General features: G+C 72.3%; 14 protein-coding genes and 2 pseudogenes. 7 read left to right on the top strand and 9 right to left on the bottom strand.

Annotation, left to right across the window (positions count from 1 at the left end):
* Positions 1-318: 318 nt before the first annotated feature.
* Positions 319-1,539 (top strand): alginate lyase family protein, encoded by a 1,221-nt coding sequence (locus tag AB0O67_RS17145; RefSeq protein ID WP_365450763.1) that lies wholly within the window; start codon positions 319-321, stop codon positions 1,537-1,539.
* Positions 1,540-1,598: 59 nt separating this feature from the next.
* On the opposite strand, the pseudogene AB0O67_RS17140 reads toward AB0O67_RS17145, so the two are convergent.
* Positions 1,599-1,963: pseudogene (locus tag AB0O67_RS17140) on the bottom strand (hypothetical protein).
* A 292-nt stretch (positions 1,964-2,255) separates the two neighbouring features.
* Here AB0O67_RS17140 and AB0O67_RS17135 point away from each other — a divergent pair.
* The 3 genes and pseudogenes from AB0O67_RS17135 to AB0O67_RS17125 all read left to right on the top strand — a co-directional run.
* On the top strand, positions 2,256-3,935 hold the full coding sequence (locus tag AB0O67_RS17135) for a hypothetical protein (protein ID WP_365450761.1): 1,680 nt from the start codon (positions 2,256-2,258) through the stop codon (positions 3,933-3,935).
* A gap of 167 nt (positions 3,936-4,102) precedes the next feature.
* The gene (locus AB0O67_RS17130) at positions 4,103-6,034 is read left to right on the top strand and encodes a LamG-like jellyroll fold domain-containing protein (RefSeq protein ID WP_365450759.1); all 1,932 of its coding nucleotides are present in this window, start codon (positions 4,103-4,105) and stop codon (positions 6,032-6,034) included.
* A 140-nt stretch (positions 6,035-6,174) separates the two neighbouring features.
* Positions 6,175-6,439: pseudogene (locus tag AB0O67_RS17125) on the top strand (hypothetical protein); the annotation flags it as partial.
* Positions 6,440-6,542: 103 nt separating this feature from the next.
* On the opposite strand, the gene AB0O67_RS17120 reads toward AB0O67_RS17125, so the two are convergent.
* From AB0O67_RS17120 to AB0O67_RS17110, 3 genes are all read right to left on the bottom strand, one after another.
* Complete coding sequence (locus AB0O67_RS17120; RefSeq protein WP_365450757.1) at positions 6,543-7,163, bottom strand: hypothetical protein; 621 nt, start codon at positions 7,161-7,163, stop codon at positions 6,543-6,545.
* Between the two features lie 770 nt (positions 7,164-7,933).
* Positions 7,934-9,094, bottom strand: coding sequence for a S1 family peptidase (locus tag AB0O67_RS17115; RefSeq protein ID WP_365450755.1), 1,161 nt, complete (start codon positions 9,092-9,094; stop codon positions 7,934-7,936).
* Between the two features lie 192 nt (positions 9,095-9,286).
* Positions 9,287-9,739 (bottom strand): hypothetical protein, encoded by a 453-nt coding sequence (locus AB0O67_RS17110; protein WP_365450753.1) that lies wholly within the window; start codon positions 9,737-9,739, stop codon positions 9,287-9,289.
* Positions 9,740-9,951: 212 nt separating this feature from the next.
* Here AB0O67_RS17110 and AB0O67_RS17105 point away from each other — a divergent pair, with 212 nt between their 5' ends.
* The 3 genes from AB0O67_RS17105 (at position 9,952) to AB0O67_RS17095 (ending at position 11,919) form a co-directional block, all read left to right on the top strand.
* Positions 9,952-11,346 carry a diacylglycerol kinase family protein gene (locus tag AB0O67_RS17105; protein ID WP_365450751.1) on the top strand — a complete coding sequence of 465 codons (1,395 nt, stop codon included), beginning with the start codon at positions 9,952-9,954 and terminating at the stop codon, positions 11,344-11,346.
* A 107-nt stretch (positions 11,347-11,453) separates the two neighbouring features.
* Complete coding sequence (locus AB0O67_RS17100) at positions 11,454-11,705, top strand: DUF6400 family protein (protein ID WP_365450749.1); 252 nt, start codon at positions 11,454-11,456, stop codon at positions 11,703-11,705.
* Positions 11,689-11,919 (top strand): hypothetical protein, encoded by a 231-nt coding sequence (locus AB0O67_RS17095; protein WP_365450747.1) that lies wholly within the window; start codon positions 11,689-11,691, stop codon positions 11,917-11,919. The genes AB0O67_RS17100 and AB0O67_RS17095 overlap by 17 nt, the downstream gene beginning before the upstream one ends.
* A gap of 24 nt (positions 11,920-11,943) precedes the next feature.
* Here AB0O67_RS17095 and AB0O67_RS17090 read toward each other — a convergent pair whose 3' ends face one another.
* The 5 genes from AB0O67_RS17090 to hypF form a co-directional block, all read right to left on the bottom strand.
* Positions 11,944-13,134: a cytochrome P450 gene (locus AB0O67_RS17090; protein WP_365450745.1), complete on the bottom strand. Its 1,191-nt coding sequence runs from the start codon at positions 13,132-13,134 to the stop codon at positions 11,944-11,946.
* 64 nt (positions 13,135-13,198) lie between these two features.
* On the bottom strand, positions 13,199-14,266 hold the full coding sequence (gene hypE / locus AB0O67_RS17085) for a hydrogenase expression/formation protein HypE (protein WP_365450743.1): 1,068 nt from the start codon (positions 14,264-14,266) through the stop codon (positions 13,199-13,201).
* Entirely contained in the window at positions 14,259-15,410 is a 1,152-nt protein-coding gene (gene hypD, locus AB0O67_RS17080; RefSeq protein ID WP_365450741.1) for a hydrogenase formation protein HypD, read from the bottom strand. Before hypD ends, hypE begins: the two co-directional genes overlap by 8 nt.
* Entirely contained in the window at positions 15,407-15,706 is a 300-nt protein-coding gene (locus AB0O67_RS17075) for a HypC/HybG/HupF family hydrogenase formation chaperone (RefSeq protein ID WP_365450739.1), read from the bottom strand. The genes hypD and AB0O67_RS17075 overlap by 4 nt, the downstream gene beginning before the upstream one ends.
* Before the next feature lie 44 nt (positions 15,707-15,750).
* Complete coding sequence (hypF, locus tag AB0O67_RS17070; protein WP_365450781.1) at positions 15,751-18,087, bottom strand: carbamoyltransferase HypF; 2,337 nt, start codon at positions 18,085-18,087, stop codon at positions 15,751-15,753.
* Between the last annotated feature and the right edge of the window lie 4 nt (positions 18,088-18,091).

The following is an 18,091-nucleotide window of genomic DNA, read 5'->3' as shown; positions in this document are numbered from 1 at the left end:
TGGCCACCGAGCACAACGCCGCCCGAAATGAAACCTGTTCCAGCAATGAATCGGCGGCGGGAGATTCCGTTTAGTGGGCCTCTGTTCTGGAGGTCAGCGCTCATACGGCACTCCTCGATTTCGAGTGAATCGAAACGGGTTCTACTGCCGTTGGCATCCGAAGTCACGACATGCCTATGGGTAACTTTTCGCGCGCCGCCGCCCAACACCTCTTCTTTCCTTGCGTCTTGACGGAAGGCTGGTCCGTACCTATGGTCACGGCCAGTGTGCGCGTTCAGCTACACACCTGTCGTTCACATACGAGAACGGACCCCCCCCATGACAGACGCCCCCGTTCGTCCCCGCCGCAGGTCCCGCCGTCCGCTCCCCGCCGTGACCACCGCCGCGGCCGCCGCCCTGGTGGCCACCCTGGTCGCCGGGCCCGGCGCACCCAGCGCCGACGCCGCCCCCGCCACCTTCGTCCACCCCGGCGTGACCGTCTCCAAGGGCCAGCTGGACTTCACCCGCGGCAAGGTCAACGCCGGTGCCCAGCCCTGGAAGAACGCCTTCGACCGGATGATGGCGAGCAAGTACGCGGACCTGAACCGCGTACCCAAGCCCCGCGCGGTCGTCGAGTGCGGCTCCTACTCCAACCCCAACTACGGCTGCACCGACGAGCGCGAGGACGCCATCGCCGCGTACACCCACGCGCTCGCCTGGTACATCACGCGCGACGACCGGCACGCCCGTACGGCCATCGAGCTGATGGACGCCTGGTCCGCGGTGATCCGCGACCACACCAACAGCAACGCCCCGCTGCAGACGGGCTGGGCGGGCTCCTCCTGGCCGAAGGCCGCCGAGATCATCAAGTACACGTACACCGGCGGCTGGGCGAACTCCGGCCGCTTCGCCACCATGCTCCGCGACGTCTACCTCCCCGAGATCATCAACGGCTCCAACTCCAACGGCAACTGGGAGCTGTCGATGATGGAGGCCGCGATCGGCATCTCCGTCTTCCTGGAGGACAAGGCGTCGTACGACAAGGCCATGGCGAAGTTCCGCACCCGCACCGCCGCCTTCGTCTACCTGGAGTCCGACGGTGCCCTGCCGAAGACGGTCCCGAGCCAGAACCTCAACACCCGCGACAAGATCGTCAACTACTGGCAGGGCCAGGGCACGTTCGTCACCGGCCTCACCCAGGAGACCTGCCGAGACCTCACCCACACCGGGTACGGCATATCCGCCATTTCCCACGTCGCCGAGACCAGCCGGATCCAGGGCCAGGACCTCTACGGCACCGACGTCGGCGAGCGGCTGCGGCACGCGCTCGGCTTCCAGGCCAAGTACGAGATGGGCGAGGGCGTCCCGAGCTGGCTGTGCGGCGGTTCGCTGCACCTCGGGCTCGGCCCGGTCACCGAGGTCGGCTACAACGCCCTGCACAACCGGCTCGGCCACGCCATGACCAACACGCAGGCGCTGACCGAGCGCAACCGTCCGTCCGGCAGCAACAACCTCTTCGTCGCCTGGGAGACCCTCACGCACGGCGACAACCCCAGCTGACGCGCGGGGGACCCCAGGGGGCGGACGGGCCGGGGGGCTCGTCCGCCCCCTCGGGTGTGTCAGGAGACGCGGTGCACGCGCTGGGTCGTCAGCTCGTAGCGGGCGCCCACGACGGCGAGCTGACCGGACGTCACCCTGGCGCCCAGGTCGGGTTCGGCGGCGAGACGGGACCGGACGACACACGGGAGTCGACGCAGCCGAGGACGACCGCGAACGGATGCTGACCTGACGTCAGGACCTGTCGTACGACCGGTGACTCGTTCGGATGCCGCTCGTGGTACGTGCGCCGGCGGTGGTTGCCCGCCTCCAGTGCGCGCAGGGCCTCCGCGGGAGTGCCGGGGCGGGGGCGCGGCGCTGCGGTGACGGCGGACGCGGGGGAGGCGTCGAGCACGAGACCGGCACCGAGCGCCGCGCCGCCGGTCAGAGCGGCGCGCAGGAGGGTTCGGCGGTGGGGGGCCGCCGTGGGGGACGAGGCCGGCTGACGGCCGGTGCCTCCGGGAGGGGCGTCATCGAGGTTCACGGCCTCGAACGTATGCCCGGTGTCATGGCGAGACGTCCACGCTACGAATTCATGGTGCGGCAGGGTGAATTCATGGCCAGCACCGTCCCGCGTGCGTGCGTACGGCCCGCCAACCGCCCTGCGGCACCGGAGAATTGTGCGGGTCGCGCGCCGGCCGGCCGGTGCCGCGACGCCCGCGCGATCACAGGAGACACGGATGGACTACTACGACCTCGGCACCCACACCCGTACGGTGACGACCACGTCCCCCGAAGCCCAGGTGTGGTTCGACCGCGGCCTCGTCTGGACGTACGCCTTCCACCACGAGGAGGCCGTCTCCTGCTTCGAGGCCGCCGCGGCCGCCGACCCCGACTGCGCCATGGCGTACTGGGGCATCGCCTACGCCCTCGGCCCCAACTACAACAAGCCCTGGGAGGCCTTCGACGAGCGGGAACTGGTCCGCGCCGTCGACCGCACCCACGCCGCCGTGGAACGCGCCCACGAGAAGTCGGCCGGCGCCACCCCCGTCGAACGCGCCCTGATCGAGGCCCTGCGTGCCCGCTATCCGCAGCCGGAGGCCGTCGAGGACTGCTCGGTGTGGAACGAGCCCTACGCCGACCGCATGCGCGCCGTCCACGCACTCGCCCCCGGCGACCTCGACCTCGCCACCCTGTACGCCGACGCCCTGATGAACCTGACGCCCTGGCAGCTGTGGGACATCCGCACCGGAGAGCCGGCGGAGGGCGCCCGCACCCTTGAGGCCAAGGACGTCCTGGACCGCGCGCTCGCGACCGAGGACGGGGCACGGCACCCCGGAGTGCTGCACATGTACATCCACCTGATGGAGATGTCCGCCACCCCCGAGGCGGCCCTCACCGTAGCCGACCGGCTGCGCGGTCTGGTGCCCGACGCCGGTCACCTCCAGCACATGCCCTCGCACCTGGACGTGCTGTGCGGCGACTACCGGCGGGTGGTCTCCGGCAACAGCGAGGCGATCGCCGCCGACGGGAAGTTCCTCGCCCGGTCCGGCGCCATGAACTTCTACACCCTGTACCGCTCGCACAACTACCACTTCAAGATCTACGGCGCGATGTTCCTCGGCCAGTACGGGACCGCCCTGACGACCGCGGCCGAGCTGGAGGAGACCATCACGGAGGAGCTGCTGCGGGTGCAGAGCCCGCCCATGGCCGACTGGCTCGAGGGCTTCCTCGCCATGCGGGTCCACGTGCTGATCCGCTTCGGACGCTGGGCGGACATCCTGGAACTGCCGTTCCCCGAGGACGCGCGGCTGTACTGCGTGACCACCGCGATGCTCCACTACGCCCGCGGCGTCGCCCTCTCCGCGACCGGCCGGATCGAGGAGGCCGAGGCCGAACGCCACCTGTTCCGCGAGGCCCTCACCCGCGTCCCGCGGTCCCGCACCCTGTTCAACAACACCTGCGCCGACATCCTCGCCATCGCCTCGGAGATGCTGGACGGCGAACTGGAGTACCGCAAGGGCGACCACACGGCGGCCTTCGCCGCGCTGGAACGGTCGATCGCGCTCGACGACGGACTGCCCTACGACGAGCCCTGGGGCTGGATGCAGCCCACCCGGCACGCCTACGGCGCCCTGCTGCTCGAACAGGGCCGGGTCGCCGAGGCCGAGGCGGTCTACCGGGCCGACCTCGGCCTCGACGGGACCCTGCCCCGGCCTCAGCAGCACCCCGGCAACGTGTGGTCCCTGCGCGGCTTCCACGAGTGCCTGACGCGGCTGGGCAAGCCGGCCGAGGCGGCGATCGTGGCACAGCAACTGAAGATCGCCGCCGCCCTGGCGGACGTACCGATCGCGTCGTCCTGCTTCTGCCGCACGGAGCCGACGGCCGGTCCGGAAGGCTGCCGCGGCCCGCAGCGGTGACCCACCCGGCTGCCGCGAGAAGGGGCGGGTGGTGCCGGTGGGGGAGGTGTCGGAGGTGTGACGTCCAGCACCTCGCAGTCCCTGTTCAGCTGATCGCCACCGTGCGGCCAGCGTGAGTGAGCAGCGTACGGCCTGACCAGACGCAGCTCACCACACCTGGAGCAGGCATGAGCGCAGGAGAAGAGCAGAACCCCGTACACAGACGCGCGTTGCTGCGCGCCGCCGTCGCGGTGCCGGCGGCCGGCGCGGCCGGCATGGCCCTCGCCGGGCCCGCGGCCGCGCACGCGCAGGCTTCCGAGGGGGCGCGCGGCGGCCGGTTCGACGCGGAGAGCCCGCGCTTCGCGCTGGCCGTGCTGCCGGACACGCAGTACCTCTTCGACGCCGACAGCGCCGACCCGACGCCGCTGCGGGAGACCTTCCGCTACCTGGCGGCCGAGCGCGCCTCGGCCAACATCGCCTTCATGACGCACCTCGGTGACGTCACCGAGCACGGCACCGAGGACGAGATCGAACTCGCCGCCGACACCTTCCGCACCCTGCACGGCAAGGTGCCCTACAGCGTGCTCGCCGGCAACCACGACATCCGCTCCTCGACGGACGACCAGCGCGGCGACTCGGCCTACCTCGCCGCGTTCGGCCCCGCCCGCTACGCGTCCATGCCCACCTACGGGGGCGCCTCGCCCGACGGCTACAACACGTACCACGTGCTGCGCGCCGGGGGCCGCGAGTGGCTCGTCCTCGCCCTGGACTGGCGGGTGTCGGACAAGGGGCTGCGCTGGGCGCAGGAGGTGCTGGACAAGCACCCGACCCTGCCCGCCGTACTGACCACGCACGACATCGCCTGGGCGGACGACGAGGGCCGGGCGACGCTGTCGGGCAACGGCGACCGCCTCTGGAACGGCCTGATCAGGGGCAACGACCAGATCTTCCTCGCGCTGGGCGGCCACTACTGGCCCCCCGGGCGCACGGTCCTGGTCAACGACTCCGACAACGATGTCCACGTGCACATCACCAACTACCAGGACCGCTACTACGGCGGCGCCGGGATGATCCGCACCTACGGGTTCGACCTCGTGCGGGGCGTCATCGACGTGGAGACCTTCTCGCCCTGGTTCCTGGCCCGGGACCCGGAGAAGCGGTCGCCGCTGGAGGCCGAGACGATCGAACTCACCGGTGACGTCGACAGGTTCAGCCTGACCATCGACTTCGACGAGCGCTTCGCGGGCTTCGCCCCGGTCATCCCGCCCGCCCCGCGTCCGCCGTCCGCGGTGATGCCGCGCGGCACCCTCGCCTACTGGCGCTTCGACGCCTCCGGCACCCGGGCACCGGGAGCGCCCGGCACGCCCGTCGCGGACGGTGTCGTCGTGCGGGACCTGTCCGGCCACGGCAACGACCTGACCGTCAGCCGGCTGCACTCCAGCGGACCCGACGCGCTCACCTGGTCCGAGGACCACCACCCCGGCCAGCCCGCCCGCGCCAGCCTCCGGTTCGACGGCGGCAAGAGCCCCGACCGCGGCGCGATCCTGACCACCGCCGCACAGGCGCCCCTGAACGCCGAGAAGTTCATGCGGGGCTACACCATCGAGACCTTCGTCCGGCTGCCCGAACCCTTCGAGGGCGACCACAGCTGGATGGGCATCCTCAGCTGGCAGGGCCGCAGCGGCGACGCGGGCAAGACCACCGGATGGTCCCCGCTGGAGCCCACGTGCAGCCTCAACCTGTCGCCGGAGCGGTTCCTCCAGTTCGTGGTCTACCCCCACCGCCAGGACGCCGACCCGACGTCGTGGAGCCACGCGGTGCCCGTCGGCCGCTGGATGCACATCGCCGTGGTCAACGACGGCCGCCGCACGGTGCTGTACGTGGACGGCTCGAAGATCGCCCGCAACCCGACCCAGCCGTCGACCGGCATCGCGACCCTCGGCAAGCCCTTCATCCTCGGCGCCACGTCCTTCGACGAGCGCTTCGGGCAGGGCTTCTACGGCTGGATGGGCGACACCCGGATCGTCGGCCGGCCGCTGTCCCGCGAGGAGTTCCTCGCCCCCGTCGACCAGTCGGCCGGGCTCCTCACCGGCTCACCCGTCCGCCGGGCGTCCCGGTGACCTGAGGCCGAGCACATGGAGCATGGCCCGGGTCACCGGGCGGGGGGTGAAGCGGCTCCAGGCCGGATACCCCACCCGGCGTGGGCGCCGGTCACCGGGACCAGTGCCAGTTCCGGACCGGCGGCGGCCAGCCGACGGACGTGCCCGCCCAGTACCGGACCGTCGCGCTCGCCGGCGTCGCCCGGTTGCGTGCCTGCCAGGCACACGGGGGCGCGAACCGGACGTGTCCGAGCCCGTCGGCCGTGCTCGAACCCGGTGTCCGCACCGGACGCCACCGGCGCGGCACCGACACCCTGCCCACCGCCACCGACGGCCGCTCGTGGATCAGCGCCGAGGACCTCGCCCGTCGCCGTGGCCGAGGAACTCGAAGCGCCCGGAGCCGAGCGGCATCTCACCGTCGTCCACCAGGACGACTCGGGCGGCGTCCTTCGAGGACTCACCCGGGGTCCCCGGCGCACGCCGATGCGGCCCGGCACCTGTGGGTGCCGGGCCCGCGACGGTGGCCCTCTCAGTGGAGCTTCTTGACGGCCTTCACCGTCGTCGCCTTGAAATCGGCGACCTGGGCGTGCTGGAAGTTGCCCATCTGCGCCCACTTGACGACCGTCACGGTCCTGCCGTCCCGGCCGACCGAGAACAGGGCGATGTCGGAGGCGCCCCAGGAGTGGGCGGTGTCGATGCCGTAGACATGGGCGCCCTCCTCGACGTTCAGCCGGCCGTAGTACTTCTTGGCCGCCGTCATGTCGGGGTCCTGCTCCATCAGCTTCTTGGCGCAGCCGGCGAGATCCTTGCGCAGCAGCGCGGCGAACTCCTTCGCCCGCCGCTCGTTCCGCTCCACCACGGTGACCTGCAGGGCGTTGGTGTCGAACTCCGTCCAGTACGTGCGGTGCGAGGCGGTCGACGGCAGGGCGTCGCCGACGCAGATCGGCAGGGGGTCCGGCTGACCGGCGGTGACGCGCCCGGCGTACCAGGGTGAGGCCGGGTGCGGCGGCAGCTCGCCCGGGGCCAGGAAGCGGGGTGAGCCGGGGGCGGCCGGGCCGGCGGAGGCCGGGACGGCGGTGAGGGCGACAGCGGCACCGGCCGCGAGGGCGGCGATGCCGAGTCGGGTGCGGAGTCGGGCGCGGACGGTCATGTTTCCCCCAATGTGTCGTGCGCTTTCCCGTCGTTACGTCTCCTACGACTCGCCGCGCCGACAGTTCGTTGCCCTGGATTCGTGCCACAACTTCGTCCCATATGTCACCAAGACGTAACAGGGCCATGATCGCCCCTTTGTGTCGAGTGTCCGGAGAACGACCCGCGCGATCCCCCCGATCACCAACGCCCCGGCCACAAGGCACCGCTGGGGGCCAGCGCGGCCGTCAGCGGCGCTCCGACGACCATGCCGACGGCGAACGCCGGGGTCGGTGTCCCGGCGGCGGGACGGACACCTGAAGGTCGAGTGCCATGCCGGCGGCAGACCGGACAGCATGAACTCGGAGGTTCCCTGGCGAAGACGGCCGGGTGGAGCAGATGGACGGCGAGTGGCACGGCGGTACTCCGGCGCCGAGGAAGGAACCGGAGGACGGCACGCTGAACCACGCCCACGCGGGCGAACGCGGCAGGGCATGCGTCGTCCGGAGGAGGGCAGCCCGGACGACGGTGCTCCGCAGGCAGACACGGCGGACGCCGGCGAGACCGGTAGAAGGGCGGCGTGTCACGCGTGCGGTGGAGTGCCACCGGAGGACCGGTGGCCGGCGTCTTGACGCCTCGGGGCCGGACAGGGACCCCGACCCAGTCACGAGGCGCCCCCGCCACCGAATTGCTCCCCGAGCTCGCTCGACCGACCGAGAGACAGGGAGGGTTCCGCCGGGTGACCGGCGGAACCCTCTGTGTGTCGTGCCGTTCAGCGTGTCCGCCGGGTGCTCACGCGGTGTGCAGCCTCAGCCCGTAGCGGTTGAGGATCTCGTTGACCGGCTGGAACCAGGTCTCCCCGCCGCCGGAGCAGTTGCCCCAGCCGCCCGAGGTGACGCCCTGTGCCTGGTCGCCGCTGATGAACGAGCCGCCGGAGTCGCCGGGTTCGGCGCAGACGCTGGTCTTCGTCATCTGGTGCACCGCGCCCTGGCTGTAGTTGACGGTCTCGTTCCTGGCCAGCACGGTGCCGCAGTGCCACCGCGTGGTGGAGCCGGAGCGGCAGATCGAGGTGCCGACGGGCGCCTCGGCCGAGCCGCGCACGAGCTGGTCCGGGACCGTCCCCCAGCCGAGGACGACCGGGACGGTCCACCAGCCGCTGCCGACGCTGACCCAGGCGTAGTCGTCGCCGGGGAACGAGGAGCCCTGGAACGTGCCGATGTGCGTGCCGTCCCAGCCCCGGACCGCGGCGCCGCCGCCCCCGCAGTGCCCGGCGGTGACGAACCCGCCGTGCACCGAGAAGCCGATCGAGCAGCGGACGTTGCCGGTGTAGTACGGGTCGCCGCCGACCGTCCCGGCCGCGAACGTGCCGGGCGCGGCGGGCACCGTCTCCACGGTGACCGGACCGGCCGCGCGGGCGCTGGCGACGAACCTGCGGACATCGTTGTCGGATCGCCGGCTGTCGACGACGTTGACGACGACCGTGTTGGCCACCGGGTCGGCGTGCCAACTGCTCACGCCCCGGGGCGCGTCGATCCGGTCGAGCCGTGCCACGGCCGTGTCGAGCTCGCGCGCGCTGTGCTCGACGGTGCGTACGGCCGCGCCGGTGGAGCGGACGGCCCGTACGGTCGCGGCCGGGGCGTCGGCGGTGACGGCCACTGTCAGCCGGTCACTGCCGGCGTCGAACCACGAACCGCCGTACGCCGCCCCTGCGGCCCGGCGGGCGGCGGGCGCGATGTCGCGCGCCTCGCTCTCGGCCGCCAGCCGCGTCTCGGCCTCGGACCTGGTCAGCCCGAAGTCCCGCTGCATCGCCTCGACGAGTCCCGCGGAGGCCTGTGGTGCGTCGGCCGTGGGTGAGGAGTCGCTCGCCGCGGCCGGGAGGGTTCCTGCGGCGGTCCAGGTGCCCAGCATGAGCAGGGCGGCCAGACCGGCACGCATGAGTCGCTTGCGTCTCAAGGGAGTTGCCCTTCGTCGTTCCAACAAGGTGGGGGTGGAACAACCGCAATTGAGAGCGCTCTCACAGGGTTGGGGCAGAGCTTAGCCAGGCATGCCAGTCAGGTCCATGCCAATGCGGGCCCCTCTTGGCGGGGACCTGCTGGGGCATGGACCTTCAGTGCAATGGCGTGTATTGGTCGAACCGGCCTCGGCTCAACTCCACAGGGGGTACTCGACCACCTTCGGGAACCCCTCCGGCCTGCCCTCCATGTAGGTCAGGCTGATCTTGCCGTACTGACGCAGGTCCGGGTTCTTCTTCCACGGCTTGGGGTCCTCCAGCCGCACCTCCACGGCGTACGACTGGAACCGGCCCGCCGCGCAGTACGGCTTGCAGTCGTTGACCCAGTTGATCCCCCGGGCCATCGCCGCCTCCCCGTCCCACCGCAGCCACTTCAGGGAGGCGAGACGGCTGTTGCCGTCACCGCAGGCCAGCATGAAGTCGTCGGGGCGTACCGCGGTGCGCCAGAAGCAGTCGACCAGCACCGGCTCCCTCACCTGCTGCTCCGTGGTCGCGCTCGACGGCGCGCCGGAGGCGGTGCCCAGGGTCGCCGCGAGCGCCGCCGCCATGCAGAGCGTGACGGCCGCCCTCGTGCTGTGCCACTTCATGTCTGCTCCCCGCCGTCGTGCTGCGTCCGTACGCGCCGATCGAGTCGGCTGGTTCCGACGCTACGACCGTGTGGAGGAACGCACCACTCGAACGGACCAGGACGGACGGCGCGGCGCACGCACCCCCGGCTCCTCTACGCCGCCGTCCGCCCGCATGAGACCTTGGAGGCGTACGGACGGCGACGCCGGCCGGCAGCGGGTGGAGGGGACCTGTGGGAGCGACATCGGTCGAGTGGCGGCACCGTCGGCAGACATGGGCCGCCAGGGGTGCCCTGGCGGCGGTGGCCGGCGCGCTCCTGCTGCCGCTGGCACAGGGCGGCGTGGGGGGCGTGATCCTGCTCGTCGTGGGGCTCGCGGGCCTCGGCCTCACCTGCGCCGCGCTGTGGTGGACCCTGTCCCGGCGCGGCCCCGTACGGGTCGGCGCCGCCCTGCTGGCCCTCGCCACCCCCGTCGGCGTGGTCGTGCTCTTCGCCCGGGCGAACCTGCTGTGGGTGGTTACCGTCTCGGGGCTCCTGTGGTGGGCGGCGGTGTGGTGCGGCCGGTACGCGCTGCGCAGCACGGGCCTGCGCCAGGGGCGGCTCAAGGAATACCGCACCCCGCCCCCGCGACGCCCGTTCCTGCTGCTCAATCCGCGCTCGGGCGGCGGCAAGGTCGAGAAGTTCGCGCTGCGGGAGAAGGCCGAGAGCCTCGGTGCGCAGGTGGTGCTGCTGGACCCCGAGCACCATCAGGACGTCGCCGCGCTCGCGCGGCAGGGCGTGGCCGACGGCGCCGACCTGCTGGGCGTCGCCGGCGGCGACGGGACCCAGGCGCTGGTCGCGGCGGTGGCCGCCGAGCACGGACTGCCGTTCCTCGTGATCTCGGCCGGCACCCGCAACCACTTCGCGATGGACCTCGGCCTGGACCGCGACGACCCCGCCGCCTGTCTCGACGCGCTGACGGACGGTGTCGAGCTCCGCGTCGACCTGTGCTTCGCGGGCGACCGCCCGTTCGTCAACAACGCCTCCTTCGGGGTGTACGGCGCGGTCGTGCAGAGCCCCGGCTACCGCGACGACAAGGTCGGTACGGCACTGGAAGTGCTGCCCGACCTGCTCACCCGGCAGCGCGGCCCGCGCCTGACCGCCCGCGCCGACGGCAGGACGTTCACCGATCCGCAGGCCGTGCTGGTGAGCAACAACCCGTATCGCATCGACGACCCGCTCGGCTTCGGCCGGCGTCAGCGGCTGAACTCCGGCAGGCTCGGCGTGCTGTCCGTGAAGGTCGACAGCGCCCTGGAGGCGGCGGAGCTGCTGCTCGACCCGCAGGGGTTCGGGGCGCACACGGCCCAGGAGGTCATCATCGAGGCCGACGAGCCGCAGCTGGAGGTCGGCCTCGACGGTGAGGCCACGACCCTCACCACTCCCGTGCGGTGCCGCATCGAACGCCGTGCCCTGCGCGTGCGCGTCCCGCGCCGGCGACCGGGCGTGCCCGACCTGCCGCCGCGCCTGGACTGGCGCCGGCTGCGCAAACTGGCCGCGGCGGTGGGACGCACGGCCGCCCCCGCGCGCTCCGGCCGGACGGGCCGCCCGCACCATGACGAGCCCGGGCAGCGGGACGACACGGCGGCCTGAGCTCACAGGTCCCGGACGATGGCATCCGTCACATCCGCTTCACGCTGAGCAGTGCGCCTGGTAGACGTGGCTGGGCCAGGACGTCCCCCCGTGAAAGCACCGCCCACATGGATGACAGCTCCAGCCGCGACCACGTGCCCTTCAGCATCGACCTCACGCGGGAGGAAGCCCGCCGACGGGCCGAGGTGCTGGCGGCCCTCGGGCCCGATTGGGACCCCGTGGCCGCGCTGCGGTCGGAGGAGGCGGCCCACGCCCTGCTCTACTCCGGCCTCGACGCGGAGCAGGAGCGGATCTACGCCACGCTGGTCGCGGCCGGTGTGCTGCCGGGACGGGACGCGGGCGATGCGACTTCCCATTGATCCGCAGGCCGACCGGGCCCGCCGGGCCTGGGTGCCGTGCCCCGGCTGCGACGACGCCCGCGACTGCGTGACCTGCGCCGCCCGGCGCAACTGCCCCACGCACTGGCGCTACCTCATCGGCAACGAGGGCGCCCGTGTCCACCTCCAGTGCCCCGGCTGCACCCACACCTGGACCCTCGACACCCGCCCGGGCCGCCGAGGTCTGACCCACTGAGGCAGGCCCCCGCCGGCAGGCTGGTCACACGACGACGGGCAGCGATGCCTTGCCGTGGAAGACGAAGGTGGGCAGCAGGGGCAGTTCCGCGCTCGGGGTGGCGAGTCTCAGCTGAGGAAACCGTTCGAACAGAGCGGACAGTGCCGTGACGGCCAGCAGCCGGCCCAGGGGCTCCGCGATGCAACGGTGCACGCCATGCCCGAACGCCACGTGCGTCCTGTTTTCGCGTCCGGCGTCGAAGACGGCCGCTGCGGGGCCGTTGACCTGCGGATCACGCCCTCCGGCACCGAAGCCCATGATGATGGCCTCCCCCTGCTTGATCACGACGCCCTCACCCAGGTCGATGTCCGCCACGGCGTAGCGGAGCGGCATGTGCTGGACGGGGGCGTCCGCGCGCAGCGTCTCTTCCACCACCGCGGCCCAGGAAGTGTCTCCGCCCGTCACGGACGAGAGCTGCTCGGGGTGGGTCAGAAGAGCGTGCACGGCGTTGGTGATCAAGCCGGTCGACGAGGGCACACCACCGGCGACGGTGACGGCCAGGGCGAGCACCCGCTCCTCGTCCGTGAGGCCGGACGAGAGGAGGGTGCTGATCAGGCTCAGGTCCGGTGAGCCCGGTCGCAGGAGGGAGCGGAGGAACGCGAGCGTGCTGTGGGTGACCGCGTCCGGGTCCGCGTCGGGGGAAGGCACGGTGAAGGCGTGGATGACCGCCTTGGTCTCCTCCCTCCGGCTCCGATCCACACCGAACAGGTCACATATGGTCTCGCCGGCGAGGACGTGGGCGTATTCGGCCCGTACGTCGACCACCTCACGGGAGCCCGAGGTGCCGAGCGAGTCGAGCAGAACCGGAACCCTCTCACGCAGAGCGATCTCCAGGTCCCGCACATGTGCGGGGGAGAAGGCGCCCTGCATGGCGGTTCGCAGCCTCGTGTGGTCGGCCCCGTAGGCGTTGAGGACGGTCGGCGAGACGAGGAACTGGTGCAGTGGCCAGGTGGTCGGCACCGAGGGCAAGGCGGGCCAGTGCCGTTGCGCGTCACGCGAGACCCGCTCGTCCTTCGTCAGGCGGCACAGCACGTCGTACCGGGTGACCGACCACGCCCTGACACCGTCGAGCAGGTCGACGGGCACCGCCGGTCCCGCCGTCCGAAGGCGGGCGTTGATCTCGTGCAGACGATGGCCCGGCTGGTCGAAACGGACTATGGCGGGATCAACGCTCATGAAATGCCCCTTCGCACAACACGGAAGTGGATAGCCTAACAAGTCCGATTTGCCTGAAGTCGACTCAGCAGATGCGAGGCAACTGCTCGCCCAGTGGCAGATCCACCACCCGCGTCCCCCCCAGCCCCGTGCGGGCCACGACCATGCCCGGGTGGTCCGCGACGACCTCGCCGATGATCGCCGCCTCGGCGCCCCGCTCGTGCGCCCGCATCGCGGCGAGCACCGCGTCGGCGTGCTCGCGGGGTACGAAGCCGACGAGCTTGCCCTCGTTGGCCACGTACATCGGGTCCAGGCCCAGCATCGCGCAGGCACTCGCCACCGGGGGCGGCACCGGCACGGCGCGCTCCTGGACGACGACCCCGGCTCCCGAGGCCGCGGCGATCTCGTTGAGGGAGGCGGCCAGGCCCCCGCGGGTGGGGTCGCGCAGAACATGCAGGTCGGGCGTCACCGCGAGCATCGCATCCACGAGCCCGCCGAGCGGGGCGCAGTCGCTCTCGATCTCGACCTCGAACCGCAGGTTCTCCCGCTCGCTCATGATGGCCACGCCGTGCAGGCCGACGGCGCCGCTGACGATCACGACGTCCCCGGGGACCACCCGTTCCGGGCGCAGATCGACACCGTCCGGGATCAGCCCGATGCCGGAGGTGTTGATGTAGACGCCGTCGCCGTGCCCGGCCTCGACGACCTTGGTGTCACCGGTCACGACCCGCACCCCGGCCGCCTTCGCGGCCGCCCCGAGCGCCTCGGCCACCCTGGCGACGGTGTCGATCTCGACGCCCTCCTCCAGGATGAGCCCGCAGGAAAGAACGGCCGGGCGGGCGCCGCTCATGGCGAGGTCGTTCACCGTGCCGTTGACGGCCAGGTCGCCGATGCTCCCGCCGGGGAAGAACAGCGGCCGTACGACGAAGGAGTCGGTGGAGAAGGCGAGCCGCGCACCGCCCAGCTCGACGGTCGCGGAGTCGGTCAGCGGGGCAGGCTCGGGCCCGCCCAGCGCGGGCACGACGACCTGCTCGATCAGCTCGGCGGACAGGGCGCCGCCACCGCCGTGGCCCATCACCACCCGGGGCCGGTCCCGCAGGGGCGCCGGGCAGGTCCAGGAGAGCATGTCCGGCGCTGCCGTGGTCTCAGACAAGGGAGGTGTCCTCCTGGCTCGGGGTCGTCACGGTCACCGACGCGGCGCGGTCCGGCAGTTCCAGCCGCCGGTACAGGTAGTACGCCGCGCAGGCGCCCTCGCTGGACACCATCGTCGCCCCGAGTGGCGTACGCGGCGTGCACGTCGTGCCGAAGGCCTCGCACTGGTGCGGCTTCAGCAGCCCCTGCAGCACCTCACCGCTGCGGCACTCGGCCGGCTCCCGCGTCATGATGTCGCCGACCTGGAAGCGGTGCTCGGCGTCGTAGTCCCGGTAGCGTTCGGACAGCCGCCAGCCGCTGTCGGGGATGGTCCCGATGCCGCGCCAGGCCCGGTCGGTGACCTCGAAGACGTCGTCCAGCATCGCCCGCGCCGCCGGATTGCCCTCCGGCCGTACCGCGCGCGGATAGGCGTTGTCGACAGTGTGCTCGCCGCGCTCCAGCTGCCGCACGGTCCGCCGGACGCCCTCCAGGATGTCCAGCGGCTCGAACCCCGTCACCACGATCGGCACCCGGAACCGCTCCGCGAGCTCCGGATACTCCTCGACGCCCATCACGCTGCACACATGGCCCGCCGCGAGGAAGCCCTGCACCCTGCAGTCCGGGGACTGCATGATCGCCTCGATGGCCGGCGGGACCCGGACGTGGCTGACGAGCAGGCTGAAGTTTCGGATGCCGTGCTTGCGGGCCTGATGGACCGTCATCGCGTTGGGCGGCGCCGTCGTCTCGAAACCGATGCCGAAGAAGACGACCTGCCGGCCCGGGTTTTCCTCGGCGATCCGCAGCGCGTCGAGCGGCGAGTACACCACGCGCACGTCGCCGCCCTCCCCGCGCACCTGGAACAGGTCACGCCCCGTCCCGGGAACGCGCAGCATGTCGCCGAAGGAACAGAAGATCACCCCCGGCCGCGAGGCGATCTCCAGCGCCTTGTCGATCACCTCGAGCGGCGTCACACACACCGGACAGCCCGGCCCGTGGATCAACTCCACCTCATCGGGCAGCAGCTGGTCGATGCCGTGCCGGATGATGGTGTGCGTCTGGCCGCCGCACACCTCCATCAGCGCCCACGGCCGGGTCACCGTGGCCCTGATGTCGTCGAGCAGCCGTGCCGCCAGCTCCGGGTCCTGGAACTCGTCGATGTACTTCACGGCCGCACCTCCCCGGCCTCGGTCCGCGCGGCCTGTTCGGCCTGCTCCCACGGGTCGCCGAACTCCTCCTGGAGCATGCCGAGGTTCTCGAACAGCCCCAGCGTGCGGCGGGCGGACTCCTCGTCCAGCCGCTGCAGGGCGAACCCGACGTGCACGATGGCGTACTCACCGACCTGAAGATCCGGCAGATACTCCAGGCACACCTCCTTGACCACGCCGCCGAAGTCGACGGTGGCCATGCGGGTGCCGTCCCGTTCCTCCACACCCAGCACTCTGCCGGGTACCGCCAGGCACATATGTGTCTCCTTTGACTCCTCGTCGAGCGGCGGGCCCGCGCCCGTCATCCGGATCCGCCTCGCTCCGCCGCGCGGGCGGCCACCACGAGCTGGCCGAGGGCCAGTCCGCCGTCGTTGGGCGGGATCCCGCGGTGCCGCAGGACGGTGAATCCGTCCGCGCGCAGCCCACGGGCACAGGCCGAGGACAGCAGGGTGTTCGCGAACACCCCGCCGCTCAGGGCCACGGTCTCCAGCCCGGTCGCCGTACGGGCCGCGGCGCACACCGCCCGCACCAGCCGGGCGACGGCGAGGTGGAAGCGCACCGCGATCACGGCCGCGGGAACGCCCGCCCGTACGTCCTCGGCGACGGCCGCCAGCAGCGGCCCCGCACCGGCGGTGACCGGCTCGGCACCCGCCAGCCGGAAGGCGTACCGCGGGTCGTCGTCCTCGTCGGTGGCGGACACGGCGGCGCCCTCCAGCTCGATCGCGGCCTGCGCCTCGTAGCCGACGTGCTGACAGACCCCCGCGAGGGACGCCACGGCGTCGAAGAGCCGCCCCATGCTGGACGTGGGCACGCAGTTCAACCCCCGCTCCAACTGTGCCCGCAGCACCGGCAGTTCGGTGGCCGGGCAGGCGGCGACACACGGCAGGTCCGGACCGGGCGCGAGGCCTGCGGCGTGCAGATGCGCCAGAGCCATGCGGTACGGCCGGCGCACCGCCGCGTCCCCACCGGGCAGCGGCACGTACGCCAGGTGCGCGAACCGGCGGAAGCCGTCGTAGCCCGTGAGCAGGAACTCACCGCCCCACACGGCCCCGTCGTCCCCGTGCCCGGTGCCGTCGAAGGCGACGCCGATCACCCGGGCGTCCGCCTGGAGGCCGTGCTCGGCCATGACGGCGGCGACGTGCGCGTGATGGTGCTGGACCGGGACGACCGGGCGTCCGCCCGCGTGCCGTCGCGCCCACGCGCCCGACCGGTATGCCGGGTGCGTGTCGGTGACGAGGAGCGTCGGCCGTACTCCCGTGATGGACTCCAGCTGCCGTTCCGCCCGGTCGAACGCCCGCTGTGTGGCGAGGTCGTCCATGTCCCCGACGTGCGCGGACAGCCAGGCCCTGCGGCCCTCGCCGAGACCGAACACGTTCTTGAGGTCCCCGCCGACGGCGAGCGCGGGGACCACCGGCACGGGCAGGGTGACCGGCAGGGGCGCGTAGCCGCGCGAGCGGCGCAGCACCAGCTGCTCGCCGTCGCACACCCGCACGACGGAGTCGTCGCACGGCACGTGGATGGGCCGGTCGTGGGTGAGCCACGCGTCGGCCAGGATCGCTAGCCGTTCGAGGGCCTCGGCGTCGTCGGTGACGATGGGCTCGCCGGAGAGGTTGCCGCTCGTCATCACCAGCAGCCGGGGTGCGTCCTCGCTCCCGAACAGCAGGTGGTGCACCGGCGTGTACGGCAGCATGACGCCGAGGTCCGGACTGCCCGGAGCCACGCCGTCGCTCGGCACCGGCGCACCTGGGGCGGGCCGGCCTCCGGCGCGCCGGCGCATCAGGACGATGGGCCGCACCCGTCCGGTGAGCAACTCCCGTTCGACGGGCCCGACACGCACCAGGTGCTCGACGTCGGCGACGTCCCCGGCCATCAGCGCGAACGGCTTGTCCCCGCGCGCCTTGCGGCGGCGCAGCGCGGCGACCGCCGCCGGGTCGGTCGCGTCGCACGCGAGGTGGTAGCCGCCGACACCCTTCACGGCGAGAACGGCACCCTCGGCGAGCAGGGCGCGCGCCACCTCGATCGGATCGCCGTCGGGCGTCCCGCCCTGCGCGCCGGTCAGCTTCAGGCGCGGGCCGCAGGCGGGGCAGGCGACGGGCTGGGCGTGGAAGCGCCGGTCGGCGGGGTCGTCGTACTCGCGGGCGCACTCGGTACACAGGGGGAAGTCCGCCATCGTCGTGTGCGCACGGTCGTACGGCAGACCCGTCACGATGGTGAAGCGAGGCCCGCAGTGCGTGCACGTGATGAAGGGGTGGCGGTGGCGCCGGTCGGCGGGGTCGGTGAGTTCGGCGAGGCAGTCGGCGCAGGTGGCGGTGTCGGGAGCAACCAGCGTCCGGACGGAACCGGTCGTGCGGGAAGGGACGATGGTGAAGCCGCGGTCCCCGGTGGGCGCCAGGTCGGTGGCCTCCACCGCCTCGACCAGCGCGAGCGGCGGGGCGCCGGGCGCGATGCCCCCGCAGAACCGGGCGACGGCGTCCGGCGCGCCCTCCACCTCGACGAGCACGCCGTCGCCGGTGTTGGTGACATGACCGGCGAGCCGCAACTCCGTGGCGAGTCCGTACAGATACGGCCGGAAACCCACGCCCTGCACCACACCCCGCACGACGACCCGCGCCCGCCGCACGGCGGGCGAGGCGCGCACGTCC

Origin of the sequence: Streptomyces sp. NPDC086077, assembly GCF_040686175.1 — a bacterium.
In the GTDB taxonomy this organism is placed as follows: Bacteria; Actinomycetota; Actinomycetes; order Streptomycetales; family Streptomycetaceae; genus Streptomyces.
The sequence above is the reverse complement of the archived record's forward strand: the minus strand, read 5'-3'. Positions and strand labels throughout refer to the sequence as shown.

Excerpts from the sequence above, each read along its gene's own strand:
- AB0O67_RS17145 (WP_365450763.1), top strand. The coding sequence starts at position 319 with ATGACAGACGCCCCCGTTCGTCCCCGCCGCAGGTCCCGCCGTCCGCTC.
- AB0O67_RS17120 (WP_365450757.1), bottom strand. The coding sequence starts at position 7,163 with ATGACCGTCCGCGCCCGACTCCGCACCCGACTCGGCATCGCCGCCCTC.
- AB0O67_RS17130 (WP_365450759.1), top strand. The coding sequence starts at position 4,103 with ATGAGCGCAGGAGAAGAGCAGAACCCCGTACACAGACGCGCGTTGCTG.
- AB0O67_RS17100 (WP_365450749.1), top strand. The coding sequence starts at position 11,454 with ATGGATGACAGCTCCAGCCGCGACCACGTGCCCTTCAGCATCGACCTC.
- AB0O67_RS17135 (WP_365450761.1), top strand. The coding sequence starts at position 2,256 with ATGGACTACTACGACCTCGGCACCCACACCCGTACGGTGACGACCACG.
- AB0O67_RS17110 (WP_365450753.1), bottom strand. The coding sequence starts at position 9,739 with ATGAAGTGGCACAGCACGAGGGCGGCCGTCACGCTCTGCATGGCGGCG.
- AB0O67_RS17090 (WP_365450745.1), bottom strand. The coding sequence starts at position 13,134 with ATGAGCGTTGATCCCGCCATAGTCCGTTTCGACCAGCCGGGCCATCGT.
- AB0O67_RS17095 (WP_365450747.1), top strand. The coding sequence starts at position 11,689 with ATGCGACTTCCCATTGATCCGCAGGCCGACCGGGCCCGCCGGGCCTGG.
- AB0O67_RS17075 (WP_365450739.1), bottom strand. The coding sequence starts at position 15,706 with ATGTGCCTGGCGGTACCCGGCAGAGTGCTGGGTGTGGAGGAACGGGAC.